Origin of the sequence: uncultured Reyranella sp., from assembly GCF_945957355.1 — a bacterium.
Lineage (GTDB): Bacteria > Pseudomonadota > Alphaproteobacteria > Reyranellales > Reyranellaceae > Reyranella.
In genome coordinates, this window is the sequence record NZ_CAMFKM010000011.1 from 144671 (window position 1) to 170778 (window position 26108).

The window sequence follows — 26108 nt, forward strand, 5'->3', positions numbered from 1 at the left end:
CTATCGGCCGGGGGCCGCCTACTCGGCGGCCTGCTTGAGACGCGTCGGCACGGTCTCGCCGGCGAACAGGGCAGCGCGGGCGGCGTCGTACTCGGCCTTCAGGCGGGCCACGATCTCGGCGGCGGGCGGGGCGTCATGGATCTGGCCCACGCCCTGGCCGGCACCCCAGATGTCGCGCCACGCCTTGACCTTCATGTTGCCGCCCGAGCCGAAGTTCATCTTGCTCTTGTCGGCTTCCGGCAGCGCGTCGGGATCGAGGCCGGCGGCCGCGATGCTGCGCTTCATGTAGTTGCCGTGCACGCCGGTGAACAGGTTGGTGTAGACGATCTCCTCGCCGGTCGAATCGATGATGCACTGCTTGTTGGCTTCAGTGGCGTTGCCTTCCTTGCTCGCGGTGAAGCGCGTGCCGAGGTAGGCAAGGTCGGCGCCCAGCGCCTGCGCCGCCAGAACCGAGGCGCCGTTGGAGATCGAGCCCGAGAGCAGGATCGTGCCGTCGTAGAACTGGCGCACTTCCGGCACCAGTGCGAAGGGCGAGAGGCGGCCGGCATGGCCGCCGGCGCCGGCGCAGACAAGAATGAGACCGTCGACGCCGGCCTTCAGCGCGCGCTTGGCATGGGCGACGTTGGTCACGTCATGGAACACCAGGCAGCCGTAGCGGTGGGCCGAGACGACGACGTCGTCGGGCGCGCGCAGCGAGGTGATCTGGATCGGCACCTTGTACTTCTCGCACATCTCGACGTCGTGCTGCAGGCGGTCGTTCGACGAGTGCACGATCTGGTTGACGGCGAAGGGCGCCACCTTCTTCTCGGGATGCTTGGCCTTGTACTCGGCCAGTTCGCCGGTGATGCGCTTCAGCCACTCCTCGAGCATCTCCTTCGGTCGCGCATTCAGGGCCGGAAAGGAGCCGACCACGCCTGCCTTGCACTGCTCAATGACGAGATCGGGATTGGACACGATGAACAGCGGCGCGCCAACCACGGGGATCGAGAGGTTGTCGCGCAGCAGGGCGGGAAGGGACATCGTTTCGCTCCTTGGATTCGTCTGTTCGTTGTGTCGGCTATGGGCCTAGCACAGGGCCGGCCTTTTTCGCTACTTCGCCAGCTCGTAGGCGCCACCCTTTTCCAGGGCCCGTTTGTAGGCCGGACGGGCGTGGATGCGGTCGAGGAAGCCCTTCAGCTTCGGCATCTTGTTCACCATGGGCGAGCGCGCCGTGGCGGCCTCCAGCGGGAAGCTCATCTGGATGTCGGCGGCGGTGAACTCCGGGCCGGCAAACCACTCGCGGCGCATCAGCTCGCCCTCCAGGAACATGAAGTGGTTGCCGATCTGCGGCATCAGCAGCGACTTGTCAGCGCCGTTCGAGATGGCCCGCGCCACCGGCCGCATGAAGAAGGGCACGCGTGAGGGGATGCGGTTGAACACCAGCTTCATGAACAGGAGCGGCATCAGCGAGCCCTCCGCGTAATGCATGAAATAGGTGTAGTTCAGCCGCTCCGGTGTGCCGGGGGCCGGGGTGAAGCGGCCGCCGCCATAGGTCTCGGACAGGTATTCGAGGATCGCCCCAGACTCGGCCAACACCTTATCGCCGTCGGTGATGACCGGTGACTTTCCCAGCGGATGCACGTTGCGCAGCTCGTCGGGCGCCTGCATCGAGGGTTTGCGCTGGTAGCGCTTCACCTCGTAGGGCAGCCCGAGCTCCTCGAGCATCCAGAGGATGCGCTGCGAGCGGGAATTGTTCAGGTGATGGACGGTGATCATCCTCACAGCGTACCGGGGCGCCAGTTTCCGTGGAAGCCTGCCGGCACCCGGCTGCTGAGATGGGCGAGCGCCACAGGCCCCTTGGCGATGTCGGTCGCCTCGAACACCGCGAGGTCGCTGCGGCCCTCCCCGGAGCGATAGATCACCGAGAGTACCCAGCCATCGCCTTCCGCCGCCTTCTCGTGGCGCGGCACGAACACCGGCTCGCCGAACCGGTCGTCCTCGCCCGCCGTCCAGGTGGCGTTGGTGCCCTTCTTCAGGTCGTAGTGGGTGATGCCCTCGCCGCGGCGGACGCCGGCATGGGCGATGTTGCCCGACACGATCCAGCCATGGCGGTAGTCGCTCATGCAGAAGCGCTCGTCGAAGCGCGGGAACTCGCCGGCGCGATCGTCGAGCTGCTCCTCGCGGAAGGTGTTGCCCTGGCCGCCGAGGTCGAAGGTCCAGCGGAACAGGCGCGCGGCCGGCGGCTCCTTGGTCGAGGGCGAACCGTCGGGCAGCGGGAAGAGGGGCGCCACGTCGTACTTCATGACGTCGATCACGACCTTGCCGTCCGCCGTCTCGAAGTGGTTCATCGGGTGGAAGACGTAGGAGGGCGGTGCCGTCACCCACTTCACGTCGGCCACCGTGCCGTTGCGCGGGATGAAGGCGATGTGCGTGCCCTTGTCCGGCTCCCAGGCAAAGGGCGGCAGCCCGCCCATCGCGCGCTCCATCGACGAGGTGAGCGGGAAGACCGGCATGACGATCCAGTTCTTCGTCACCGCGAAGTCGTGGATCATCGAGGGGTAGGGCCCGTCGAGAATCTCGGCGCGCGTGACGGCGCCGGCCTCGGTCACGGTCTGGATGCTGATTTCCTTGGTGAAGCGGCCCGTCGCCGAATAGCCGAAGAAGATCATCTCCCCTGTCTCGGGATCGAACTTGGGATGCGCGGTGAATGGCCCACAGAGCTTGTCGCCGAACGTCTCGTAGCCGCCGTCCTTGGGGCCGACCGGCATCAGGCTCTTGGGGTCGAGCGAGAAGGGCGCGTGCGCCTCCTCCAGCGCCAGCAGCTTCCCGCCGTGCCAGACGATGTTGGTGTTGGCGATGGTTGAGTTCAGCGCAAACACGCGCGGGTCGGTGTAGCGCGGATTGCCGAACGTGCCGGAGAGACCTTCGCCCTCCTCGTTCTCGATCTTCCACTTCGGCGTCCGCACCCACCGGTTCTTGTACGAGACGTTGCCGTTCTCGATGTGGAAGGCGTGGATCATGCCGTCGCCGCCGAACCAGTGATAGGGCCCGCGCGGCGCGAACTGCGGGTTCGGACCGTTGCGGTAGAGCGTGCCCAAAAGCTCCTTCGGCATCTCGCCGCTGATCTGGAGATGCCCGGCATCGGCCTCGGTGTTGACGGGCGCAAAGTAGCCTTTGAGGAACGGATTGTCGGTCGGGAATGCCTTTGCCACGGGGACTCTCCTTCTGGGTAACGCCGTGTATCTATCGGAGGTTATCGATACACGGTGTTTCCCGCAAGGGCGGATTTGAGCTGAATCCCGGTATCAGGGCGCAAACGCCACAGAGGGTAATTCCCCCTCGGAGAGAGGGCAAATGAGTGCCCTTGCGCTAGTCCTCGTATTCGTAATCGGGGTCATCAACGGCGGTAAATCGCTCGTCTGTGATCTGCTCTTGACGACAGAAACCGGTCGTCCAATGGCTGCTAGAATTCTCGTTGGCGTATTCAAGGACTCCATAGACATGGAGCGCCAGCCCGGCCGCCAGCCTCTCAGCAAGGCCCAGCATGGGCTTGATGACCTTTATCTCGATTTCCCGAGAGTGGCCGCGCGGCAGGTCTGTGGGGGTGGCTACGAGTTTAAAGGGAACGTCGATGTAAGGGGGCAGCGTGGCGCTACGGTCAAAGTATTGTGGACTGGCCCTGCATGTGAGCCCCTTTGCGACCGTGTCGCCGACATTGACGGCGGAGAACCGGACAAAGGCAAGGTCATCGTTCACGCTGATAATTTTGAATTGGCGGACGCGAATACGGGGCCGATGGGAAGCCAGGAATTCACTCTTGGCGGTTAAGGCGGCATCTTCGGCCAGAGCGACGGTCGCTTGATACAGTCGATAGGTGAAGACAGCCAAAGCCCCGGTGACGGCACACAGGACGATGGTAAAGACGCCCGTGGCATCGTGCGTAAGCCATTTCCAGAGGCGGAGGTGCCATGGTGGTTCCACGCCATCTACTTTGGCCTGTGTAATGGGGCCGCTATGGTAGGGGATGGCATCGCGTGGCTGCTCTGCAACTCGCATGCCAGCGTAGGACGCAAAGAACGCGAGTCCGATTAACGCAAAGATGAATGCTGATTGCAGCATTCGATACTGATGCCGTTTTCTCATGCGATCTCCCCCGAGACGGGAGATAGCTTACAGTTCTTCTAGAATTACGCCCTCAAATTCCATGGCCGCGATTACACGCCAGCATGAACGTGGCGGAGAAGCTGCCGCGCTTTTTTTATTCTGTCATGGCGGTTTGGACATACCTTCTGCGATTGTCGGCTCCCCAGAATGATGGGGATCGGCTAATCAGACGCCAGCATGACCCCAACCAATCCCTTCCTTCCTTCCGGCTATTCGGCTGTTCCTCCCGGACATGTCGCGGCAGTCGTGACGAGTCTCGAAATGTTGAGCCGTCCATCTCTGCGGCCGGCGCAGCCGTTTCCGGAGGGCGTCACGCTGGAGCCGCTGGAGCGGTCGATCGCGGCCTATCGCAGGCTCTATCGCGCAGTGGGGACGGAGTGGCTGTGGTTCTCGCGGCTGGTGATGGCGGACGAGAAGTTACAGGCGATCCTCGACAATCCGCAGGTGGCGTTCTTCGCGCTGCGCCGGGACGGACAGGATGTCGGGATACTGGAGCTGGACTTCAGCCAGCCGGGGGAATGCGAGCTGGCGTTCTTCGGGGTGGCGCCGGGCCTGGTCGGGACGGGTGTCGGCCGCGCGCTGATGAACGAAGCGATCGCGCGGGCCTGGGCGCGACCCATCAAGCGGTTCTGGGTGCATACCTGCACGCTCGATCATCCGGCGGCGCTCGATTTCTATCGTCGATCCGGCTTCGTGCCGTTTGCCTTCCAGGTCGAGGTGTTCCCCGACCCGCGCCTCACCGGCGCCCTGCCGCGCGACTGCTCACGGCACGTGCCGTTGCTCGACTGACGCCGCGGCGCCGGCGGCCTCCCGGTCCTCGACCCGGCGGTAGTGGAAGCAGCCGGCGACGCCGAGGGCCAGCAAGAGCAGGCCGAAATAGAACTCGGTATGGGTCGGGCCGATCAGGTCGAACAGCGGCGTTGCCGCGAGGTTGAACAGCAGCATCGAGCCCGCCATGACGGCGAGCCGCAGCCGGAAGACGCGGGCGATCTCGGCGCCGCGGAACACGGTCTGCATGCGGGTGATCATCGGGATGAAATAGAACGGTCCGCCGAAGCCCGCGACCAGGCCCGCCAGCATCATCGCCGGCAGCTTGTAGGGGTTGTCGATACCCCAGGCCGCCAGCGCGATCAGGGCGAAGCCGCTGCCCATCGCCACGTAGCCCAGGAACATGGTCGAGAGCGGACGACGGAAGCGGACGCTGCCCGCCACCAGATTGCCGACCACGTCGCCCACGCCGCAGGCGCCGACGATCATGCCGAGAGACGCGAGCCCGTGCAGGCCGAACAGGTGCGGGTCGTGCTCGACCACCATCAGCGCGATGCACAGTTGGAGCGCCACGCTCCAGGGTCCGTTGGCGAAGGCATTGACCATCAGCAGCGCGCCCATCGTGCGCTGGCGCAACATCAGCCGCGCGCCGTCGAGCAGGGCGTCCCAGGCGCCGCGCCAGCCGCCACGGCCGGGCCGCGGCTTGCTGGTGGGATCGACCAGCCGGTCGCGCACCGCCCACACCGCCACGGCCGAGAGAACGAAGCCCAGCGCGGTAATCGACAGGAAGTGGATCACCGGCAGCAGCGTGTTGAGGACCGCCGCCATCATCGGCCCGATCAGCCGGGCCAGCCGCCATGTCGCATCGAACAGGCCGTTGATCGCCTGCATGGCGTCGCGGTCGGTGACCAGCACCGGCACCGCCGACTGCAGCGCCGGCGTGAACACCATGCGCATCGCGGCGAGGCCCATGACCGACAGGATGAGGAGGGGGATCGAGATTCCCCAGATGTAGAAGCCGATCACCGGCAGTAGGGCCAGCACCGCGCTCGCATACTTGGCGCCCATCATGGCGCGGTCGGCCCGCCAGCGGTCGAAGGCCGAGGCGCCTAGCAGGCCGACCACCAGCATGGCGCCGTACTGCGTGGCGTTGACATAACCCGCGGCATTGCCGATCTGCTCGGCGGCGATCCACACGACGGCCACGCGGAACAGATCCTCGCCGATGGTCGAGGCGGCGAGGCCGGACCAGATCGTGGCGACGGCATGATCCTTGAGCGGACGGAAGACGGGGATCATGCGGCTTTTCCGCCCCCGTCGCTTTCGGAGAGGGTCACTTCACCCACACCCCGCCATCCTTGTTCCTGTAGCCGAGGCTGAGATAGGCCGCGTCGACCAGCGACTGGCCGCGGTCGTTCATCAGCAGGCCCGGGCCCATGCGGTTCATCGTGTAGCCGAAGGACATCCCGGCGACCGGATCCGCGAAGCCCAGCGAGCCGCCGGCGCCGACATGGCCGAAGGCCGCGCTGCTCAGGATCACGCTGTCGCAGTCCTCGCCCCACAGCTTGGCGGCGAGGCTGCGCTTGCGGTTGTCCATCGACTTCATGAAGCCCAGCGCGAAGCGCGTCGGGATGCGCAGCGTGGCATCGTCGTGTGTGGCCATCGAGACCTCGCCCATGCGGGCCAGCGTCGTGGTATCGACCAGGTCGCCGCCGCTATTGGCGAGTGGGGCGTACATACCCGCCAGGCCGCGCGCGTTGGTGATGCCGTTGGCCGCGCCGATCTCGGCGGCGTGACCGGCGCGCGTGTTGGCGCCGCCCGAGCGCCAGGCGCCGTTGTTGAAGTAGAACAGCGCCGCCACCGATTCCTTGTTGGTCGCGAGGTCGCGCATGAACGGCGTCACCGCGTCGGCCGCCTTGTAGACATGGGCCACGATGGGCGCGACCCGCGGCTCGATCTCCTCGGGCAGACCGATCCAGAAATCGAGTCCCAGCGGCCCCGCGATCTCCTCGCGGAAGAAGGTGCCGAGCGACTTGCCGCTGGCGCGGCGCACCATTTCGCCCACCGTCCAGCCGAAGGTGAAACCGTGATAGCCGTTGCGCGTGCCGGGCTCCCAGAAGGGCACCTCGGCCGCCAGCCGCTCGGTCATATAGGCCCAGTCGTACGGCCCGTCGTCCTTCACCTTGGCGCGCACGGCGGGCACCGCCGAGGAATGGTCGAGCATCATGCGCGTCGTCACGCGCTCCTTGCCGTGTTGCGCGAACTCCGGCCACAACCCGGTGACCGGCGCGTCGAGGTCGAGCGCGCCGCGGCTCGCCAGCACATGCGCACACAGGGCCGTCGCGCCCTTGGTGCAGGAGAAGACGATGCTCACGGTGTCGCGCGTCCACGGCGCCTGGGTCTTCGCATCGGCGAGGCCGCCCCACAGGTCGACGACGGTCTCGCCGCCCATCGTCAGGCAGACCGACGCACCGATCTCGCCCTTTTCCTTCAGGTTCTTCTCGAAGGCCTCGGCGACCCGCTCGAAGCCCGGCCGGCAGGTGCCCTGGGTCATGGTCGAACTCATTGCTTCGGCACCGGGATATTGAAAGCGTCGAGCACGAAGCGCGCGCAGTGGGACAGTCCGGTCTGGTCGATCCCGTGGCCGACGCCCCTGGCGATGTGCACGCCGACCTCGACGCCATTCTCCTGCAAGGTGTGCGCGGCGCGCTGGGTGAGCACGGCCGGCAGCATCTCGTCGCTGTCGCCATGGATCAGCAGGACGGGCGGCTTTGACCTGATCTCGTCCTTGAGCGAATCGGGGGCGGCCAGCATGCCGGAGAAGCCGACGATGCCGGCGAGCGGCCTGGCGCGACGCAGGCCGACATGCAGCGCCATCATGGTGCCCTGGCTGAAGCCGATCAGCACGGTCTTCGATTCGTCGAGTCCGTACTTCGCCATCATGGCGTCGAGGAACTGCTCGACGAAAGGCGCGGCCGAGCGCACGCCGGCCGCCGCGACCTCGGGATCGAGGCGCGAGATCCCGAACCACTGGAAGCCCATCGGATTGCCCTCGCACGGGTAGGGCGCGTTGGGCGCATGGAACACCACGTCGGGCATCAGCGGCGCCAGCACGGGGGCAAGGCCGATCAAGTCGTTGCCGTCGGCGCCGTAGCCGTGCAGCAGGATCACGAGATGGCTGGGCTTGCCGCCGGCATGGGGGCCGTGGCTCGGGCCTTCGAGCTTCTTTGTCATGTCGTCTTTTTCTCCTTTGCGCCCCAGTCCGGCATATTGCGGCGATAGTGCCAGAGCACGAGGGCCGCGGCGCTGCGCCAGGGCCGCCAGGCCTCGGCGATTTTGAGAAGCCGCTTTGCGTCGGGCCGGCTGCGCAGCTTCTTCAGGTGCTGCGCGGCCACGACGAGGCCGAGATCGAGCCCCGGCATGATGTCGGGCCGGCCGTGCGCGAACATCAGGTAGATTTCCGCCGTCCAGGGGCCGATGCCCTTGGCTTGGGTGAGCATGGCAATGGCTGCCGCGTCGTCGAGGTCGTTCAGCGCATCGAACACGATGCGGCCCTCGACGATGTCGGTGGCAAGGCTGCGGCCGTACTTCATCTTGGCAGCCGAGAGGCCGACGGCGCGCAGCTGCTCGTCGCTCATGGCCAGGAAGTCGGCCGGTTCCATCGACGGCACGGCGGCCTCGAGCCGCAGCCAGATGCTGCGGGCGGCATGGACCGAGACCTGCTGGCCCACGATCGAACGCATCAACCCCCCGAAGCCCGTCGGCATGTCGCGCAGCTCGGGGTGGCCGGCCTCGTCGAGGGCTCGCGCGATGTCGGGATCGGCGGCTGCCAGTTCACGCAGTGCCTTCTTGAGGGTCTTCTTGTCGAGGACGACCGGAGATGTCGCTTTGGCCATGTTGGTCCCGGCATAGCACGCGGCGAGGGGGCGCTGTAACGTCGGATCATGTCCGTCGTCACGCGTTTTGCTCCCAGCCCGACAGGCGAACTCCATCTCGGCAGTGCCTATTCGGCCCGCATCGCCTGGCGGCGCGCGCGCGACGTGGGCGGGACGTTCCTGGTGCGCATCGAGGACATCGACATCAGGCGCTGCCGCCGCGAATACGAAACGGCGATGCTGGCCGACCTGCAGTGGCTCGGTCTCGCCTGGGACGGGGAGGTGCGGCGCCAGTCCGACCATTTCGCTGACTACGGACGTGTGATGGACCGGCTCGATGCGCGCGGGCTGGTCTATCCCTGCTTCTGCACCCGGGCCGACATCGCAGCCTCCACCAGCGCGCCGCACCCGACGACGATGGGGCCGGATGGGCCGCTCTATCCCGGCACCTGCCGCCATCTGTCGAACGAGGAGCGCCGCCACCGCATCGCGGCCGGCGTGGAGCACTGCATGCGCTTCGACAGCGCCCGCGCGGCGGAGCAGGTGGGGCCCTATTCCTTCTTCGACGAGACGCTGGGCCGGATCGAGGGCCAGCCATTGCTGATGGGCGACTTCGTGATCGCCCGCAAAGATACCCCGACCAGTTACCATCTGTCGGTCACGGTCGACGATCACCTGCAGGGCGTGACCCTGGTGACGCGCGGCATCGACCTGTTGCCGTCGACCCATGTCCACGCCTTGCTGCAGAAGCTGCTGGGCTATGCTGCACCGCAATATGCGCATCATCCGCTGCTGACCGACGCCACCGGCCGCCGCTTCGCCAAGCGCGACCGCGACCTCACCATCCGGGCCCTGCGCGACAGCGGCAGGACGCCGGCCGAGGTGTTCCAAATGATCGATGGATGGAGTTGCGCCACACCCGTGAAGGGCTGACACTTCGCCCATGGACCGGAAAGAACAACAGGCCGTCGGGAGGCGGCTGCTCGGCCATATCGACGGCCGCACGACCGATCTCGCCGACGCGCTGTTCCGCAACCGTGTCGACGCCTATTGGAACCGCGAGCGCGCCGCCCGCGAGCGCGACGCGCTGTTCCGCAGCCAACCGCTTTTCATGGGCCTGTCGTCGCGCCTACCCAAGTCGGGCGACTACATCACCGAAGACGTGGCGGGCATGCCGGTGCTGCTTGTGCGCGGGCCCGACGGCACGGTACGTGCCTTCGCCAATATCTGCCGCCATCGCGGCGCACCCGTGGCCGAGGGGTGTGGCAACGCCCGCGCCTTCGTCTGCCCCTATCACGCCTGGACCTACGACACGCGAGGCACACTGCTCGGCGTCACCGACAAGGCGGGCTTCGCGGGCCTCGACCTCGGCGCGCACGGGCTGGTGCGGCTTCCGGCCGGCGAGAAGCACGGGATGATCTTTGTCCGCGCGACCCCGGTGCAGGAGGGGGAGAGTCCGGTCATCGACGTCGGGACGGTGCTGGGGTCCTTTGCGCCGGACTTCGCCGCATTGCAGCCCGAGACCTATCCGCTCCATTCGGTCGACCGCATCACGCCGCGCATCAACTGGAAGTTCGCCATCGATACGTTCCTCGAGGGCTATCACATCCCGCACCTGCACCGGAAAACCATCGCCCCGTACTTCATCGGCAATTGCGGGACCTTCGACCGCGCCGGTGCTCACGGCCGCATGTGCGTGCCGCGCACCTCGATCGAGGCGCTGCGCGCGCTGCCCGAAGAGGAACGAAACCTGCGCCCGCACATCATCGCGATCTACCAGCTCTTTCCGAACACCATCGTCATCTGGCAGGTCGACCATATCGAGGTCTGGCGTGCCTTCCCGCATCGCGATGACCCTGGAAGCTGCGACGTCGAGTTCTCGCTCTACCGGCCCGCCGACAGCGACCGCCCGGAGAAGCACTGGGCCAAGAACCGCGACATCGCCATCCGCACCGTGCTGGAAGAGGACTTCCCGCTGGGCGAGCGTATGCAGATCGGCTTCGAATCCGGCGCGACGGAGGAGGTCATCTATGGCCGCAACGAACCTTCGCTGGTGCATTTCCACAGCTCGATCCGCAGCGCGCTGGGTTTCGCGGCCTAGCGGCAGATGACCACCAGCAAGACCGCGCGCGTCGCGCTGATGCTGAGCGTCATCCTGTTTGCCGCCAGCCTGACCCAGGACGCGTTCTGCGTCTCCGGCATCTGCTCGGACTGGCAGGGCTGGAGCGTCCTGCTGTTCGGTGCGCTGGGGCACACGAGCTGGTTCGCCAACCCGCTGTTGCTGGCCGCCTGGATCGCCGCACTGTTCGCCCGTCGCCTCCCGGCGATGGTTCTGTCACTCGCCGCGCTCGGCCTCGCCGTCTCGTTCATGTTCGAGACGAGTGTGATCACGAACGAGGCGGGCATGGCCAATCCCGTCACCGGCCTGCGCGAAGGCTACTGGCTGTGGCTGGCGAGCATCGTCTTTGGCATGATCGCCTCCTTCTTCGCACGCAAGGTGCCGGCGAGGCTTTAGCTCTCATCGCCCTTCGAGCTGCTTGTTGATCCAGACCTGCGCGGTGTTCGATTCCAGGAACTCGTGCGCGATCCTGCGTTTCGCTGGATCGCGCGCGTCGCCGTCGATGATCGCGGTGATGACGTCGCATTTGTAGGGCACGGCGACGGCCTCGCCGTAACGCAGGGACTTGTTGTTGCGGCGATGGACGTAGACGCGGGTCCAGCCAACGAGGTCGGTGATGCGAAGGCGCTCACCGGGACCGACCGGCTCGAAGCGCGGATCGAGCAGTCGAATGTCGACGGCGCGTTCCAAGGCGTCGTCGCTTGCGATGCCCTCCGGGCAGTCACCGCTGGCGCCGATGTCATTCAGGGTCAGCCAGACGAAGACATCGTGATCCTCGCCGCTGTAGGCGTGGCCTGCCGGAACCCGTTCGGTCGAGAGCGGCCACGTGAAGGGCCGCCAGCCCAGCCTGTCGGTCGGCCCCAGCGCCACCTGCCGTTCGGCGAACCACGCCAGGACAGCCAGCGCCGCGACCTGAGCCACGCCGAGCGCGATGTAGAGGCGCGTCTGGCGGCTGAGGGCCATCAGACGCGGGCTCTCATTCCGTCAGATCTGATGCGCCATCGGCGGCGCCGGGATCGGACGGACCTTTTCGTAGGCGGCAGCGGCACGCAGGACGAGGGCGTCCCTGGCATGGCCGCTCACGATCTGCAGGCCGATCGGCATGCCCTCGCGGTCGAGGCCGCAGGGGATGGTGGCTGCCGGTTGGCGCGTCAGGTTGAAGGTGAGGGTGAAGGGCGTCCAGCCGATGTCGACGCCGTCGCCGCCCCACGCCGCGTTCTCGTTCACCGCAAAGGCGGTCATCGGCATGGTGGGGGTCAGCAGCAGGTCGTACTTGGCCATGAACTGGTTCATGATCGCCGAGATCGCCTGGCGCTGGTGGATCGCGGTGACGACCGCCTCCTGGCCGAGCGTGGCGCCGTATTCGGCGGCCTTCAGCAGCCCGGGATCCATCAGCTCGCGCTTCTCCGGGCTGAAGTTGTTGAGCAGCAGGGCGACGTTCGACTGCCAGTGGGCGTTCAGCACCTTGCGCGGATCCATGCCCATGAAGTCGGGCGAATCCTCGACGATCTTGGCGCCTAGCGTCTTGAACACCTTCACGGCCTGCTCGACCGCCACCGCCACGTCGCGGTCGATCTTCTCGCGCTCGATGAAGCCCAGGTGGGGCGAGTAGGCAATGCGCAGGCCCTTCACGCCCTTGTCGAAGCCCTTGAGATAATCCTCGGCATCGTCGGGACGGCCATAGGGGTCTCGCGGATCGGGGCGGGCGATCACGTTCATCATCATCGCCGCGTCGCGCACGGTGCGCGTCATCGGGCCGATGTGCGACAGCGTGCCCTGCGCGGAGACGGGCCACAGCGGCACGCGCGCCTGCGTGGGCTTCAGGCCGAAGATGCCGGAGAAGGAGCAGGGGATGCGGACGGAGCCTGCGCCGTCGGTCCCGATCGCGAGGTTGCCCATGCCGACCGCCTCGGCCGCCGTGCCCCCGCCCGAAGAACCGCCGGGCGTGCGGCCGATCTTCCACGGATTGTGCGTGGCGCCGAACAGCTTGGAATCGGTGACGCCCTTCCAGCCATATTCCGGCGAGGTCGTCTTGCCGAGCAGCACGGTGCCGGCTTCGCGCAGGCGCTGCGCCACCGGCGCGTCGACGTTGAAGGGCCCGTCGGGATCGGTGGCCAGGCTGCCCATGCGCGTGGGCATGCCCTTGGTCTGCACCATGTCCTTGATCGTGATCGGCACGCCATCGATGTCGGAGAGCCGCTTGCCGCCCTTCTTCCAGCGCTTCTCCGAGGCACGCGCCTGGCGCATCGCCGCGTCGGGATCGAGATGCTGGAAGGCGTTGAGCTGGCCGTTGAAGGCATCGATGCGGGCGAGTGCTGCCTTCGCAGCCTCGACCGGTGAGGCCTTGCGGGCCTTGAAGAGTTTCACCAGCTCGTGGGCCGGCATCATCGCAAGGTCGGCAGTCATCTACTTGGTCTCCGGAAGGACAGGGAATTTCAGGGGATGGGCATCGGCGTAGGCGGCGGCGGCGCGCAGGACCAGCGCGTCGTTGTAGTGGGCAGACACGATCTGCAACCCGACGGGGAGGCCGTGCCGCGACAGGCCACAGGGCACCGTTGCCGCGGGATGGCGCGTCAGGTTGAACTGCGGCGTGTAGGGCGACCACATCATGTTGCCCTTGCCGTCGGGGCCGGGCGGCAGGTTCTTGCCCGCCTCGAAAGGCTGCACGGCGACGGTGGGCGTGAGCAGCAGGTCGTACCTGGTGAAAAACAGGTTCCAGGCGAGGGTGAGGTCGCGCCGCGTCACCTGTGCGTTCACCACGTCCTGCAGGGTGTAGCGCAGGCCCGCCTTTGCGCCGGCCAGCAGGCTGGGATCGAACTCGCCGTGGCGTGCCTCGGGAAAGACCTGGAGCAGGCGCTGCAGCGCTGAAAGCCAGTGGATCACGAAGGCGCGGCTCGCCTCGCCGAAGGAGAAGGGCGGCTCGACCTCCTCGACCGTGCAGCCCAGCGCCTCGAATTCGCGGGCGGCTTTCGTCACCATCGCGGCGACCTCGATGTCGAGCGGGTGGTCGCCCAAACGCAGCGTGAAGCCGATCTTGAGCTTCTTCGGCAGCTTCGTGAGATTCTTGGTGTAGTCGGTGTCGTCCGCAGGCAGGGCGTAGCCATCGCGCGGGTCGGGCCGGGCGATGACGTTCATCATCAGCGCGGCGTCGAGCGCGGTCCTCGCCATCGGGCCGGTGTTCGACAGGTCGCCGGTCATCGACGGCGGCCAGGCCGGCACGCGGCCGAACGTGGCCTTGAGGCCGATCAGCCCGGTGAAGCTCGCGGGGATGCGCACCGAGCCGCCGCCATCGGTGCCGATCGCGATCGGCCCCAGGCCGGCCGCGACCGCCGCGCCGGCGCCGCCCGAGGAGCCGCCCGGCGTCATGCCGGTGTTCCAGGGATTGCGCGTGACGCCGTGCAGGGGCGAATCGGTCACACCCTTGTGGCCATATTCCGAACTGGTGCTCTGCGCGAAGACGATCGCGCCGGCCTCGCGCAGCCGGGCGACTGCCGGCGCATCGGCATCGACGGGTGTCTTGTCGGTCAGCTTGCTGCCCATCGAAGCAGGCCAGCCCCTGACCCGCACCAGCTCCTTGACCGAGACCGGCACGCCGTCGATCGGCGAAAGCGGTTCGCCTTTCTTCCAGCGCTTCTCCGAGGCGCGTGCCGCGGCCAGCGCCGCCTTCGTGTCGAGGTGGCAGAATGCGTTGATCGTCGCCGCGAGCCGGTCGGCACGTGCCAGCACGGCCTTCATGGTTTCGACCGGGGAGGCCTTGCCCTTGCGGAAGAGCCGTCCGAGCTGGGCGGCGCTCGCCTGGGTGAGATCCGTCGTCATGCCGCTTCTCCCGTCCGGGTCGCCGCTTCGCGATAGTGCCGCGCGAGCTGTTCGGCCTGGTACTCGGCCGCCAGCGCCTGTTCGGTGCGGCCGACCTTGCGATAGAGGTCGGCCAGCGCGCGCTTGGTCGCGGCAACGGCGGGACGCTCGCGCTCGTCGGCCTGTAGCATCGCCAACGCCGCATCGTTCCAGCCGGCGCGGGTGAGGGCGTCGAGATGGATTGCGCCGAACAAGGCGCGCTGCGCGATCGATCCGCCGAGGCTGCGCAGGCGCGACATCGCCTGCCCCATGAGGCGCGCCGCCGCCGGCATGTCGCCCGCGGCATGGGCGGCCAGGCCATGCGCCAGCGGCACCACGCAATCGGCCCAGAGCTCGCGCTCGAAGGGTTTGGCGCGCCCGGCGCGATCCTCCAGGCTGGCCAGCATCTCGGTGACGGTGCTGCGCTCGCCGGCCCGCGCCAGCCCGTAGAGATAGTGGACGTCGTGGAAGGCGGAGAGATGCTCGTGCAGGCGCGGCCTGAGATACGGGGCAAGATCAGCCCAGCGAGCGCCGACATCGACGCCGCGCAGCTCGAGGCGCGCCAGCAGCGAGATGGCATTGGCCTGGTCCTCGCAGAACTCCTTCCACACGCCCCACACACGGGTATCGTGGAGCGCCAGCGCCTCGTCGGTGCGGTCGAGGTCGATCAGGAACAGCGCGAGGTGCCACCAGTTGTGCGTCTGCATGAAGGAGTTGCAGTCGCTCCACGTGTCGGACACGGAACTGAGGAAAGCGACGCCCTCCAGCATGCGGCCGCGCGCTTCGAGGCAATGGGCGATGGCGTGATGCGCCCACGGGTCGTTGCGGTCGAGCGCCAGCCCCTTGCGTGCCGCGGCCTCGGCCTCGTCGAGGCGATTGCACTCTTCGAGGCCGAACGCATACATCCCCCAGACGAAACGGTTGTCCGGGTTGGCGGCGAGCAGCTGCTCGCCGATCTCGAGCAGCGTCTCGGCTTCGCCCCGATTGAAAGCCAGGAGCTGCGCCAGCTTGCCGGCCAGCAGGTCGCGCGGCCACTCGGCCACGATCCTGCGGAACTGCTGCAGGCTGCGGTCGGTGTCGCCCGCGACCCAGAATTCGATGGCGCCGAGCCATGCGAACTCGCGAGAACTCGCGCCCGCCGTCATGTTCTGAGCCCGCGCGAGGTGGCGCACGGCGGCGGCCTGGCCTTCGGGCGAATACATCGAGAGGAACAGGCTCGCGGCGACCAGGGGCAGCATCGGGCACTTTTCTTCCGCCTCGGCGGCGGCGATGAAGTCGGCGAACCGCTTTCCGAAGCCCAGCCATTCCTGCCTGACGAAATCGAGCGCGGCGACCGCACCCTCGTCGGCATTGCCCAGCTCCAACCCTTGTCCGTCCTTGGCCACCCGGTCCTCGCGAATTTGCACGGCGCCAGCTTCGCATGACGTACCTCGACTGGTCGAGGGGCTAGCTCTTCTCAAGTCTGTCGCCGATACTCCGCGTCAAAGAAGACGAGAAGACATCCAGGGAGGAACATAATGAAGCGTCGCCACCTGCTGGGCTCTGCCGCAGCCATCACCTTTGCCTCGGGCTTCGCACCGTCGATCGCTCGGGCAGAAACCTTTCCCGACAAGCCGATCCGGTTCGTCGTGCCCTACGCGCCGGGTGGGGCGACCGACACCTCCGCACGCATCGCCGCGGAATATCTGACGAACAAGTTCGGCCAGCAGGTGCTGGTCGAAAACAAGCCGGGTGGCGGCACGATCATCGCCACCGAGATCGTCGCCAAGGCCAAGCCCGACGGATACACGCTCCTGCTGGCGGCCGCTCCCGTTGCCACCAACACGTCGTTCGGCCTCAAGCTGCCCTACAATCCGGTGAAGGATCTGGCGCCGGTCTGCAGCTATGTCGACATGCCGCTGCTGCTCGCCTGCAATCCCAATGCGCCCTACAAGACGATGGCCGAGTTCCTCGCCTGGGCGAAGTCACAGTCCTCGCCGATCCCCTACGCCTCGGCCGGCAATGCCAGCATGCCGCATCTGTGGGGTGAGCAGCTCAAGATCGCAACCGGCATCAAACTCGACCATGTCGGCTACAAGGGCAGCGCCGACGCCCTCAAGGACGTGCTGGGCGGCCACGTGATGCTGTTCTCCGATACGCTGCTGCCGAGCGGGCTTGCGGTGAAGGACGGAAGGCTGCGCGGCTTGGTCGTCGCGGCCGCCAAGCGCGTGCCCATGCTTCCCGATGTCCCCACGGTGGCTGAAGCCGGTCTGCCGGCAGACCTGACGGGTGCCGTGTTCTTCGGCGTCATGGCGACGGGCGGTACTCCCGAGCCGGTCATCGCTAAGCTGAATGCCGCCTTCAGGGAGCTGCTTGCCGATCCGGCCACTTCGAAGAGGCTGGTGGACCTCGGCTTCGTGCTGGTCGGGGGCAGTGCCGCCGACTACGGCAAGCGCCTTGCCGCGGAGACGGTGAAGTGGCGCAAGGTCATCCAGGAAGCGAAGATCACGCCGCCAGCGTGAGTGACGGTGCGCAATTCGAACACCTCGCCCAAGTCGTTTCACGACTTGGGCGAACCTCCAAGGAAGCAGAAGATGCTGCCGGTCTTGTTGGCGCAGATATGGCTGCGCCCGTCCGGGGCGAGTTCCTTCAGGACGACCTTCGGCGGCACCGGGACCCAGCGGCCGTCGAGCAGCGCGTACCAGTTGCCGTTGTCCTTCTGGTATGCCCGCGTCGGGCGGCAATCGCCCTCGACTCCGTTGATCGTGCCGTTGCAGCACGAAGCGTCGGAGCCTGGCTGCTTCAGTTTCTCGTACCAGTCGTGGTTTTCGGAATGGCCCTGGCCGTGATGGCCGTCCTGCGCCATCGTGGAAGTGGAGGGCAGGGCACTGACAACGAACGCCGCCGCCAATGCGGCGATCAGCAAACGTCGTGGCATGAGGGCCGCCACCTTTCGCTGTGTCGGCCGAGCCGGCAACGTATTCGAGGCGACGTGCCGTCGCTCAGCCTGAACCGTTGCGCGGAGTGTACATCATCCTGAGGCCGGCGACGATGGGGATGAACTCCGGATCGTCGGCTGACAGCAATCCGTGACGGACGAAGAAGTCGATCAATACGAGATTGCAGTTGTATTTGAACTCGGTGGTATCACGCACGGTTTCGAACACGCGTTGCACCGGCCACAGCTCGAACGAATGGACCTCGCCGTCGTTCGCGCGCGGTGTGAAATCCGCGGGCAGCTCGAGATCGAAGCAGGTCATCACATCGGGCTTGAGCTGCTGGCCTGACTGGTTCCAGTAACCGACGACGCTTACCGCTTTCGCCTGCTGTGCAAGGTCGGGCGGGATCGAGGCTTCCTCGCCGCATTCCTTGACCAGGTTCTCGTGCAGGCCCAGCCCCGCGGGCTGGCCACCGGCGACCGTGTTGTCGAGCTGGCCCGGGAAGGTCGGCTTCTCGTAGGAGCGACGCGGCACCCAGATGTGCAGCCCGTCGGCGCGGCGCACATAGCCCGTCATGTGCGGGCCGCCGGCGCGCACGCCGAACCACGGCACCGCCGAGCGCTCCATCGCCATCAGGAACGGCGCGCCTTCCTGCGGCGCCACGGCGTATTCCTCCTCACGCCACAGGCCATTGAAATAGCCACGTTCGCGCAAGGAGAGCAGAAACGCGCGCAGCTCCGCCGTGCGCTTCTCCGGCGTGTCGAGGCGGGGATCGAGATGCCATGCGCCGTCGCGGTGTTCGAACAGGCCGGAGCCCTGGACGGCATCGGCCGCGAAGTCGCGATGCACGAACCCGGCGCGATGCGGGCCTACGAACCACGGCTCGAACTGGGCGAGGTCGGCGTTGTTGCAGCGGCGGATATGGTCGAGGAAGGACATGGGGCGGGGAGATAGCATAGAGTGCGCCCGATGACCGAAGACGAACTCCAGGCGCGGCTCGAAGCCGTGCTGCCTGCCGCCGACCTGCATGACGTGTTCGTCGAGGAGTGCCAGGACCAGGACGTGCGGCTGCGCTTTTCACCACCCGCCGGCACCGGCTGGACCACGGCGGCCCTGCTGTCGCTGGTCGATACCTCGCTGCGCGCCGCCTCAGGGTTGGACGCGCGCGTGTCGCATCTCAACGTGACGGTGCTGCGCCCCGCGCAGGCCACCGACGTGATCTCGCTTTCGCGCGTCATTCGTTGCGACGGCGACCAGGTCCATGCCGAGACCTGGCTGTTCAGCCACGCCGTCGTCGAGCCGATGCTGCACGCGACGGCGACTCTCGAAGCGTCGTTTGCAAGGGGAGGAATCTGAGATGCAGCGTGTCACCCTGTCGGTCGACGACGATCTCCTGGCGGCGCTCGATCGCCATATGGCCAAGCACCGGTACGCCAGCCGCTCCGAGGCGCTGCGCGACATACTCCGCGAGGTGGCGGCGCGCGAGGCGCTGGCGGCGAAGTCCGGGGCCGAGGAAGGGGGCTTCTGCATCGCCACGCTCGCCTATGTCTACGACCACGAGACGCGCGATCTCGGTCGGCGGCTCACCCAGGCGCAGCACAGGCACCACGATCTGCAGGTGGCGACCCTGCATGTCCATCTCGACCACGAGTCTTGTCTGGAAGTGTCGGTGCTGCGCGGTCCGGTCAAGGATGTGCGCGCCATGGCCGGCGACACGGTCAGCCAGCGCGGCGTGCGACATGGACAGCTCCATCTCGTGCCGGCCGAACTCGACCATAGGCGCCACGGCCACGGGGGGCGCGGCGATCACGATCATATTCACGCCTGACATCCGTCGTCCGCGGCGCGGGAATGGGGGCGGCGTTGTCGCGCGTGCAGAAGCGTCGTAAGAACAATCATGAAAATCCGCTTAACTCTCGCCATTATCCTGGCGGGAGCCGTTCTTTCGACTCTGTCCGCGCGGGCCCAGGTCGCCGTGGTGGCCGTCGCCGGCGATCCCGGTCACCTCAATCCCGCGATCTCGACGGCGGGGCCGCTGCATGCCGTCGCCGATTCGATCTTCAACGGGCTGGTCTCGCTGGATCGCGACGGCACTGTGCAACCCGACCTCGCCACGTCGTGGACAGTCTCGCCGGACGGTCGTGAAGTCCGCTTCGCCTTGTCTTCCGGGGTGAAGTGGCACGACGGCAAGCCCTTCTCCGCTGAGGACGTGAAGTTCACCTTCGAGGAGGTTCTGTTCCGCTTCCACGCCCGCACGCGGGCCGGGCTGGCACCGGCGGTCGCCTCCGTCGAGGCACCGGACGCCGACACGGTCGTGTTCCGGCTGAAGCGCCCGCATCCCGCGCTGCTGCGACAGTTGAACGTGACCGAGGCGCCGATCCTGCCGCGTCATCTCTACGCCGGGACCGACCCGAACCGGAACGAAGCGAACTCGCGGCCGGTCGGCACCGGCGCCTTCCGATTCGAGAGCTACAAGCGCGACGACAGTGTCGTGCTGGTGCGCAACGAGAACTACTTCAAGCCCGGCCTCCCCAAGCTCGAGCGCCTGGTCTTCCGCGTCATTCCCGAGGCCAATACCCAGGTCGCGGCGCTGGCCAACCGCGAAGTCGACTATCTCGGCCGGGTGGTCCCGTCCGACGTGGCCCGCCTCAACGGCAAGGCGACCCTGCTCGACACCACGTCGGGCCCCGGCGGCGCCAACTGCGTCATGACGCTGGCCTTCAACCTGCAGCGGCCTGTGCTGGCGGCGCTGCCCGTCCGGCAGGCCTTCGCCCATGCGCTGAACCGCCGGCAAATGCTGGAGCTCGTGCAGTTCGGTCAGGGCCGCGTCGCTGAGGCGCCGATTCATTCCGCCATCGGCTGGGCCACGCTTCGCGGCGCGCTGCGGGCCTACGATCTCGATCCGGCCAAGGCCAATGCTCTGCTCGACCAGGCCGGCCTGCCGCGGAGCGCAAACGGCGAGCGGGCCACACTCGACTTGCTGATGTTCCCGGCTTTTGCCCGCTATGCCGAGCTGATGCGGCAGCAGCTTGCGGCCGTCGGCATCGCCCTGCGCCTGAAGCCGCTCGATCCGGCGGCCTTCGCGACCTCCGTGTTCACTAAGCGCGATTTCGATCTGGCGCTGATCTCCTATTGCAACGGCGTCGATCCCGAGATCGGCGTGCGCCGCATGTATCACTCGACGGCGATCGGCAACGTGCCCTTCTCGAATGCGGCCGCCTATCGCAATGCCGACGTCGACCGGCTGTTCGACCAGGCCGGCTCCTCGACCGACACGGCGGCGCGTGGCGAGGCCTATCGGGAGATCGAACGCATCGTCGCCCGCGATCTTCCCTACTGGTGGCTGGTCGAGACCGATTTCACCTCGGCCTGGCGCGGCGATTTCGCCGACTTCGCACCCTGGAGCGGGCAGTTCGCCGAACGGGCGTTCCAGAAGCATTGATGCTTCTGTCGCGTCTGGCCTGGGCGATAGGAACGGTCTGGCTGGCAGCTAGTCTCGCCTTCCTGCTGATCCATCTGGCCCCCGGCGGACCGGCCATCGCGCTGGGCGGCGATTCGGGCGCTCCTGGCTATCTGGAGGAGGTCGCGCGTCTCTACGGTCTCGACCGTCCGCTGCCCGAGATCTATCTGGACTGGCTGATGCGCGTGGCCACCGGGGATCTCGGCCATTCGTATCGCAGCGGCCAGTCCGTGCTGAGCCTCATCCTGGAGCGGCTGCCGGTCACGCTGGCCCTGGTGGCGCCGGCCGTCCTGCTCTCGGCGATCGTCGGCACGCTCCTGGGGCTCCTGCGTACGCCACGTGGCTTCGCCGCGTCGATGGCCGCGCTGCATGCGGTGCCGGGCTACCTGGTCGGACAGGCTCTGGTCATGGCTTTCGCGCTCGGCCTGGGCGTCCTGCCGGTCCAGGGTCTCGTCGATGGGCGCGGCCCGGGCGGTGGCGGCATCGCACGCCTGCTCGACATGGCGCGCCATCTGATCCTGCCCGTCCTGGCACTTGCCCTGCACAACCTCACCTTCGTGGCCCTGCTGACGCGCACGCGCGTAATGGCCGAGATGGAGCGGCCCTATGCCGTGACGGCCGCGGCGAAGGGCGTCGCGCCGCGTCTCGTCCGCCGCCGTCACGCCCTGCCGAATGCGATGCTGGGTCTCGTCTCGCTGTTCGGATCGCGGCTGGGAGGTTTCGTGACGGGCGCGGTGACCATCGAAGTCCTGTTCGCGCTGCCCGGCCTCGGCCGCCTGGCAGTGACATCGGCCATCGCGCGCGACCATCCGGTGGTGATCGGGCTCGTCCTGTTCACGACCGCCTTTGTGGTGACGGCCAACCTCGTGGTGGATTTCGCTTTCCGCAGGCTCGATCCGCGGCTCGAGGAAACCGCTTGAGCCGGCACGCAAGAACCATCGCCGGTGCGATCGTCGGGTTGCTGTACTTCGGCTGCCTGTTCCTCGAGCCGGCGGGCACCCTTCAATCGCTACCGATGAGCGCTCCCTTTCTGCCGCCGTCGCTCGTTCATCCTCTGGGCACGGACGATCTCGGCCGCGACATGCTGGCGGCGCTTACCCAGGGCGGACGCACCTCTCTGATGGTCGCGACCGTGACGGCCTTGCTGGCCGTTGGCCTTGGCATGGTGATCGGCATGGCGGCCGGACTGGGAGCGCACTGGCTCGACGATCTGCTGATGCGAACGGCCGACATGGTTCTCAGCCTGCCCGCGCTGCTGGTCGCCATCCTCGTGGCCTCGCTGTTCGGCGGCTCCTCGCTCAATCTCGCGCTGGTGCTGGGCCTGACCCGATGGCCGACGATCGCCAGGATCGTGCGGGCGGAAACCCTGTCGTTGCGGCGCAGCGACTTCGTGCGCTCGTCCGTCGCCGTCGGCTCGCGTCCCGTCGCCATCGCGTTCCGGCACATCCTGCCGCATGTGAGCCCGACGGCGCTCTCCGCCACCGGCATCGTGTTCGGCGGCGCCATCCTCGCGGAGGCCGCCCTGGCCTTCGTCGGTCTCGGCGATCCCGCTCTGACCAGCTGGGGGCAGCTTATCGCGGCCGGCTACGCCTTCTTCGATCGCGCGTGGTGGATGTGGGCTTTTCCCGCACTCGCGCTCTGCTGCACGTCGGCGCTGGTCGCCGTGGCGGCCAATCGCGAGTGAAGTGCTTTAAGCCGCTTCCTTCCAGGCCTTGTCGACCACGGCCACCACGTCGCGCATGATCTGCGTGAGGTCGAAGTCCTTGGGCGTGTAGACGCGGGACACCCCGGCGGCGATCAGCGCTTCGGCGTCGGCCGGCGGGATGATGCCGCCGACCACCACCGGCACGTCGCCGATGCCGGCCTCGCGCATCCCCTTCAGCACGTCACCGACAAGGGAGACATGGCCGCCCGACAGGATCGACAGGCCGACGACATGCACGCTCTCCTCGAGCGCTGCATTGACGATGCGCTCGGGCGTCAGGCGGATGCCCTCGTAGACAACTTCCATGCCGCAGTCGCGGGCGCGCACCGCGATCTGCTCGGCGCCGTTGGAATGACCGTCGAGGCCGGGCTTGCCGACCAGCATCTTGATACGCCGGCCGAGCCGGCGGGAGACCGCATCCACTTCGCGGCGCGTCGCTTCGAGGCGGCCGTCGGTGACGCCCGCGGCCCGCGCCACGCCCGTGGGCGCGCGGTATTCGCCGAACACGCTGCGCAGCGCGTCGGTCCATTCGCCGGTCGTGACGCCCGCCTTGGCGCATTCGATCGACGCCGGCATGACGTTGCGGTCCTCCTTGGTCGCGGCCACGAGTTCGGCCAGGGCGGCCTTCACCGCCGCCTGGTCGCGCGTCGCCCGCCAGGCGTTCAGCCGCTCGATTTGGCCGCGTTCCACCGAATCGTCGACCGTCAGGATCGATTCCTGGCCGCCGCCGAGCGGCGAGGGCGCGCCCTCGGTGTAGGCGTTGACGCCGACCACGGTCTGCTCGCCGGACTCGATGGCGGCGAGCCGCTTCAGGTTCGATTCCACCAGCCGCTGCTTCATGTAGGCCGCCTCGATGGCCGCCACCGCCCCGCCCATGTCGGCGATGCGGCCCATTTCGGCCTGCGCCTCCTGCTTCAGCGCCTCGACCCGGGCCGCGATCTCCTTGCTGCCGTCGAAGATGTCGCCGTATTCGAGCAGGTCGGTCTCGAAGGCCACGATCTGCTGCAGGCGGAGCGACCATTGCTGGTCCCACGGCCGCGGCAGCCCGAGTGCCTCGTTCCACGCGGGCAGTTGCACCGAACGCGCGCGGGCGTTCTTGCTCATCACCACGGCCAGCATCTCGAGCAGGATGCGGTAGACGTTGTTCTCGGGCTGCTGCTCGGTGAGACCGAGCGAGTTCACCTGCACGCCGTAGCGGAACAGGCGCTGCTTGGGGTCGGCGACCCCGTAACGGTTCAGCGTGATGTCTTCCCACATCTCCGCGAACGCCCGCATCTTGCACATCTCGGTAATGAAGCGGATGCCGGCATTCACGAAGAAGGAGATGCGGCCCACCACCTTGGGGAAGTCGGCGTCGGGCACCTGGCCGCGTGCCTTCACCGCGTCGAGCACGGCGATGGCGTTCACCAGGGCGAAGGCGAGTTCCTGCACCGGCGTCGCGCCGGCTTCCTGCAGGTGATAGCTGCACACGTTCATCGGGTTCCACCTGGGAACCTCGCGATAGGTGAAGCCGATCGTGTCGGCCGTCAGCTTCAGCGACGGCTCCGGCGGGAAGATGTAGGTCCCGCGCGAGAGATACTCCTTGATGATGTCGTTCTGTGTGGTGCCCTGCAGCTTCGACCGGTCGACGCCCTGCGCCTCGGCGGTCGCGATGTAGAGCGAGAGCAGCCAAGCCGCCGGCGCGTTGATGGTCATCGACGTGTTCATCCGGTCGAGCGGGATGCCGTCGAACAGGGTGCGCATGTCGCCGAGATGCGAAATCGGCACGCCCACCTTTCCGACCTCACCCTTGGCCAGAACATGGTCGCTGTCGTATCCGGTCTGCGTCGGCAGATCGAAGGCGACGCTGAGGCCGGTCTGGCCGCGCGCGAGGTTGGTACGGTAGAGCTCGTTCGACTTCTCGGCGGTCGAGTGACCGGCATAGGTGCGAATGAGCCAGGGCTTGTCGCGGTTCGGGATTGTCATTTGTGGCGGTTCGCAGTGCTGTTGACGTAAACTTGGGTACACCAGATCATGCTGCGTCGCAGCATCCAAGATTTTGCATTGCGGCGGAAGGGAAAACAGGGGTTTTGAGCGACGCTTCTTCCCCCTGGGTGCAGGCAACCAGCCAGGCGCCGACAGGAACTTTCAGCCCGACAGCCGCTCCCGGCACCCCCTGGGCTTCCGACCTGACCCCGAGCCGGCCGGTCTATGACGGGCGGCTGGGCGAATTGTATGCCATCTACCTGCGCCATCTCGCGATGATGCTGGTGACGCTCGGCTGGTCGCGCTTCTGGGGCCGAACCCGCATCCGGCGCTATGTCTGGAACCATCTGTCGGTCCTGGGCGACCGGTTCGAATATCGCGGCCACGGCCGCGAGCTGATGATCGGCTTCCTGCTGGCGCTGCTGGTGGTCGCGGCCTGGTCCGGCCTCATGTACCTGGTGTGGCTCTACGTCTTCCACGAGAAGCCGTTCGCCACCTTCGGCCTGTTCGACCTGTTCTCGCTGTCGGTCGTGCTGATCGGCTTTCCGCTGGCCTATGTCGGCCACTATGCCGGCCTGCGCTACAAGCTGTCGCGCACGCGCTGGCGTGGCATCCGCTGCGGCATGGCGGGCTCGGCCTGGGGCTACGGCGCCACCGCGACCTTCCTGCACTTCGCCAATGCGATGACCGGCTATCTGCTGACGCCGGTCGTGTCGGTGAACCTCGCGCGCCCGCGCATCGTCAATGCGAGGGTCGGCACGCAGGGCTTCACCTTCGCGGGCCGTGCGGGCGACATCTATGGCCGCTATCTCGGCTACTATTTCCTGAACATCGCGGCCTGGGTCGCCGCGGCCGTCGTCACCTTCATGGCGATCGGCGGCACCATCGAGACGCTGGGCATCTCTTCCGACGAATTCCTGAAGCTGTTCGCCCATCCCAGCCTGCATACCGTCGCCGTGGTGCTGCTCATCGCGTTCGGCGCCTATGTCCTGTTCGGGCTGCTCATCCTGCCGTTGCGCTGCTGGTGGCAGGCCTATCTCATGCGCTACCTCGTCACCCACAGCCGCGCCGGCAACGTGCTGTTCGCCACCGCCATCTCGACCTGGCAGATGTGGGGCTTCCTGGTCCTGAACTACCTGATCGTCCTGCTGACGCTCGGCATCGGCTGGCCCTGGGTGATGCACCGCACGATGAAGCTGATCGCCGGCCAGCTCTGGATCTACGGCGCGCCCCAGGGCAGCGAGATCCGTCAGCCGGCCGATCTCGGCCCGGGCTATGGCGAGGGCCTGCTCGACATGTTCGACGTGAGCGGGGTCTGACG

Annotated in this window: 26 protein-coding genes; 11 read left to right on the top strand and 15 right to left on the bottom strand. The window is 67.0% G+C overall.

Translation table 11 applies throughout. The annotated features are described in order from the left end of the window. Positions 1 to 18: 18 nt before the first annotated feature. From Q0Q48_RS18715 to Q0Q48_RS18730, 4 genes are all read right to left on the bottom strand, one after another. Complete coding sequence (locus Q0Q48_RS18715; protein WP_295140793.1) at positions 19 to 1020, bottom strand: nitronate monooxygenase family protein; 1002 nt, start codon at positions 1018 to 1020, stop codon at positions 19 to 21. A gap of 69 nt (positions 1021 to 1089) precedes the next feature. Next, positions 1090 to 1755: a glutathione S-transferase gene (locus Q0Q48_RS18720; protein WP_295140797.1), complete on the bottom strand. Its 666-nt coding sequence runs from the start codon at positions 1753 to 1755 to the stop codon at positions 1090 to 1092. Between the two features lie 2 nt (positions 1756 to 1757). Continuing rightward, positions 1758 to 3191 carry a carotenoid oxygenase family protein gene (locus Q0Q48_RS18725; protein ID WP_295140800.1) on the bottom strand — a complete coding sequence of 478 codons (1434 nt, stop codon included), beginning with the start codon at positions 3189 to 3191 and terminating at the stop codon, positions 1758 to 1760. 157 nt (positions 3192 to 3348) lie between these two features. After that, on the bottom strand, positions 3349 to 4122 hold the full coding sequence (locus tag Q0Q48_RS18730) for a hypothetical protein (protein WP_295140803.1): 774 nt from the start codon (positions 4120 to 4122) through the stop codon (positions 3349 to 3351). Between the two features lie 198 nt (positions 4123 to 4320). Between Q0Q48_RS18730 and Q0Q48_RS18735 the strand changes: the two genes are divergently transcribed. Beyond that, positions 4321 to 4932 carry a GNAT family N-acetyltransferase gene (locus tag Q0Q48_RS18735; RefSeq protein WP_295140806.1) on the top strand — a complete coding sequence of 204 codons (612 nt, stop codon included), beginning with the start codon at positions 4321 to 4323 and terminating at the stop codon, positions 4930 to 4932. Here Q0Q48_RS18735 and Q0Q48_RS18740 read toward each other — a convergent pair. Genes Q0Q48_RS18740 through Q0Q48_RS18755 form a run of 4 tightly spaced genes read right to left on the bottom strand, consistent with a single transcriptional unit; the run spans position 4906 to position 8807 of the window. Beyond that, positions 4906 to 6210 carry an MFS transporter gene (locus Q0Q48_RS18740; protein WP_295140809.1) on the bottom strand — a complete coding sequence of 435 codons (1305 nt, stop codon included), beginning with the start codon at positions 6208 to 6210 and terminating at the stop codon, positions 4906 to 4908. The genes Q0Q48_RS18735 and Q0Q48_RS18740 overlap by 27 nt on opposite strands. Before the next feature lie 34 nt (positions 6211 to 6244). Next, the gene (locus tag Q0Q48_RS18745; protein WP_295140812.1) at positions 6245 to 7465 is read right to left on the bottom strand and encodes a serine hydrolase domain-containing protein; all 1221 of its coding nucleotides are present in this window, start codon (positions 7463 to 7465) and stop codon (positions 6245 to 6247) included. 8 nt (positions 7466 to 7473) lie between these two features. Continuing rightward, positions 7474 to 8145, bottom strand: a complete 672-nt coding sequence (locus Q0Q48_RS18750; RefSeq protein ID WP_295140813.1) for a dienelactone hydrolase family protein — start codon at positions 8143 to 8145, stop codon at positions 7474 to 7476. Next, positions 8142 to 8807 carry a DNA-3-methyladenine glycosylase 2 family protein gene (locus Q0Q48_RS18755; protein ID WP_295140815.1) on the bottom strand — a complete coding sequence of 222 codons (666 nt, stop codon included), beginning with the start codon at positions 8805 to 8807 and terminating at the stop codon, positions 8142 to 8144. Before Q0Q48_RS18755 ends, Q0Q48_RS18750 begins: the two co-directional genes overlap by 4 nt. A 48-nt stretch (positions 8808 to 8855) precedes the next feature. Between Q0Q48_RS18755 and gluQRS the strand changes: the two genes are divergently transcribed. The 3 genes from gluQRS to Q0Q48_RS18770 are packed head-to-tail and all read left to right on the top strand — an operon-like array spanning position 8856 to position 11301. Then, positions 8856 to 9719: a tRNA glutamyl-Q(34) synthetase GluQRS gene (gene gluQRS / locus Q0Q48_RS18760; RefSeq protein ID WP_366915294.1), complete on the top strand. Its 864-nt coding sequence runs from the start codon at positions 8856 to 8858 to the stop codon at positions 9717 to 9719. 10 nt (positions 9720 to 9729) lie between these two features. Then, positions 9730 to 10887: an SRPBCC family protein gene (locus Q0Q48_RS18765; RefSeq protein ID WP_295140817.1), complete on the top strand. Its 1158-nt coding sequence runs from the start codon at positions 9730 to 9732 to the stop codon at positions 10885 to 10887. Positions 10888 to 10893: 6 nt separating this feature from the next. Continuing rightward, a complete protein-coding gene (locus Q0Q48_RS18770; protein ID WP_295140820.1) occupies positions 10894 to 11301 on the top strand; it encodes a hypothetical protein in 408 nt (135 codons plus the stop codon). A 3-nt stretch (positions 11302 to 11304) separates the two neighbouring features. Here Q0Q48_RS18770 and Q0Q48_RS18775 read toward each other — a convergent pair whose 3' ends face one another. Genes Q0Q48_RS18775 through Q0Q48_RS18790 form a run of 4 tightly spaced genes read right to left on the bottom strand, consistent with a single transcriptional unit; the run spans position 11305 to position 16145 of the window. After that, complete coding sequence (locus Q0Q48_RS18775; RefSeq protein ID WP_295140821.1) at positions 11305 to 11868, bottom strand: hypothetical protein; 564 nt, start codon at positions 11866 to 11868, stop codon at positions 11305 to 11307. A gap of 21 nt (positions 11869 to 11889) precedes the next feature. Beyond that, positions 11890 to 13311, bottom strand: a complete 1422-nt coding sequence (locus Q0Q48_RS18780) for an amidase (protein WP_295140823.1) — start codon at positions 13309 to 13311, stop codon at positions 11890 to 11892. After that, positions 13312 to 14721: an amidase gene (locus tag Q0Q48_RS18785; RefSeq protein ID WP_295140825.1), complete on the bottom strand. Its 1410-nt coding sequence runs from the start codon at positions 14719 to 14721 to the stop codon at positions 13312 to 13314. Next, positions 14718 to 16145, bottom strand: coding sequence for a tetratricopeptide repeat protein (locus tag Q0Q48_RS18790; RefSeq protein WP_295140828.1), 1428 nt, complete (start codon positions 16143 to 16145; stop codon positions 14718 to 14720). The genes Q0Q48_RS18785 and Q0Q48_RS18790 overlap by 4 nt, the downstream gene beginning before the upstream one ends. Before the next feature lie 111 nt (positions 16146 to 16256). On the opposite strand from Q0Q48_RS18790, the gene Q0Q48_RS18795 reads away from it, so the two are divergent. Continuing rightward, complete coding sequence (locus tag Q0Q48_RS18795) at positions 16257 to 17240, top strand: tripartite tricarboxylate transporter substrate binding protein (RefSeq protein WP_295140831.1); 984 nt, start codon at positions 16257 to 16259, stop codon at positions 17238 to 17240. 38 nt (positions 17241 to 17278) lie between these two features. Here Q0Q48_RS18795 and Q0Q48_RS18800 read toward each other — a convergent pair whose 3' ends face one another. Further along, on the bottom strand, positions 17279 to 17656 hold the full coding sequence (locus Q0Q48_RS18800; RefSeq protein WP_295140834.1) for a hypothetical protein: 378 nt from the start codon (positions 17654 to 17656) through the stop codon (positions 17279 to 17281). A 64-nt stretch (positions 17657 to 17720) separates the two neighbouring features. Beyond that, positions 17721 to 18596 carry a DUF4743 domain-containing protein gene (locus Q0Q48_RS18805; RefSeq protein ID WP_295140836.1) on the bottom strand — a complete coding sequence of 292 codons (876 nt, stop codon included), beginning with the start codon at positions 18594 to 18596 and terminating at the stop codon, positions 17721 to 17723. 30 nt (positions 18597 to 18626) lie between these two features. Between Q0Q48_RS18805 and Q0Q48_RS18810 the strand changes: the two genes are divergently transcribed. The 5 genes from Q0Q48_RS18810 (at position 18627) to Q0Q48_RS18830 (ending at position 22801) form a co-directional block, all read left to right on the top strand. After that, positions 18627 to 19013: a hypothetical protein gene (locus Q0Q48_RS18810; protein WP_295140838.1), complete on the top strand. Its 387-nt coding sequence runs from the start codon at positions 18627 to 18629 to the stop codon at positions 19011 to 19013. A gap of 1 nt (position 19014) precedes the next feature. Continuing rightward, complete coding sequence (gene nikR, locus Q0Q48_RS18815; protein WP_295140841.1) at positions 19015 to 19485, top strand: nickel-responsive transcriptional regulator NikR; 471 nt, start codon at positions 19015 to 19017, stop codon at positions 19483 to 19485. A gap of 69 nt (positions 19486 to 19554) precedes the next feature. Further along, complete coding sequence (locus tag Q0Q48_RS18820) at positions 19555 to 21099, top strand: ABC transporter substrate-binding protein (protein WP_295140844.1); 1545 nt, start codon at positions 19555 to 19557, stop codon at positions 21097 to 21099. Then, positions 21099 to 22037 carry an ABC transporter permease gene (locus Q0Q48_RS18825; RefSeq protein WP_295140847.1) on the top strand — a complete coding sequence of 313 codons (939 nt, stop codon included), beginning with the start codon at positions 21099 to 21101 and terminating at the stop codon, positions 22035 to 22037. Before Q0Q48_RS18820 ends, Q0Q48_RS18825 begins: the two co-directional genes overlap by 1 nt. Positions 22038 to 22132: 95 nt before the next feature. Beyond that, the gene (locus Q0Q48_RS18830; protein ID WP_295140849.1) at positions 22133 to 22801 is read left to right on the top strand and encodes an ABC transporter permease; all 669 of its coding nucleotides are present in this window, start codon (positions 22133 to 22135) and stop codon (positions 22799 to 22801) included. Between the two features lie 6 nt (positions 22802 to 22807). Here the strand turns inward: Q0Q48_RS18830 and Q0Q48_RS18835 are convergent, their stop codons facing one another. Then, the gene (locus Q0Q48_RS18835) at positions 22808 to 24787 is read right to left on the bottom strand and encodes a protein meaA (RefSeq protein WP_295140852.1); all 1980 of its coding nucleotides are present in this window, start codon (positions 24785 to 24787) and stop codon (positions 22808 to 22810) included. 104 nt (positions 24788 to 24891) lie between these two features. On the opposite strand from Q0Q48_RS18835, the gene Q0Q48_RS18840 reads away from it, so the two are divergent. Beyond that, entirely contained in the window at positions 24892 to 26106 is a 1215-nt protein-coding gene (locus tag Q0Q48_RS18840; RefSeq protein WP_295140855.1) for a DUF898 family protein, read from the top strand. The last annotated feature ends 2 nt before the right edge of the window (positions 26107 to 26108 follow it).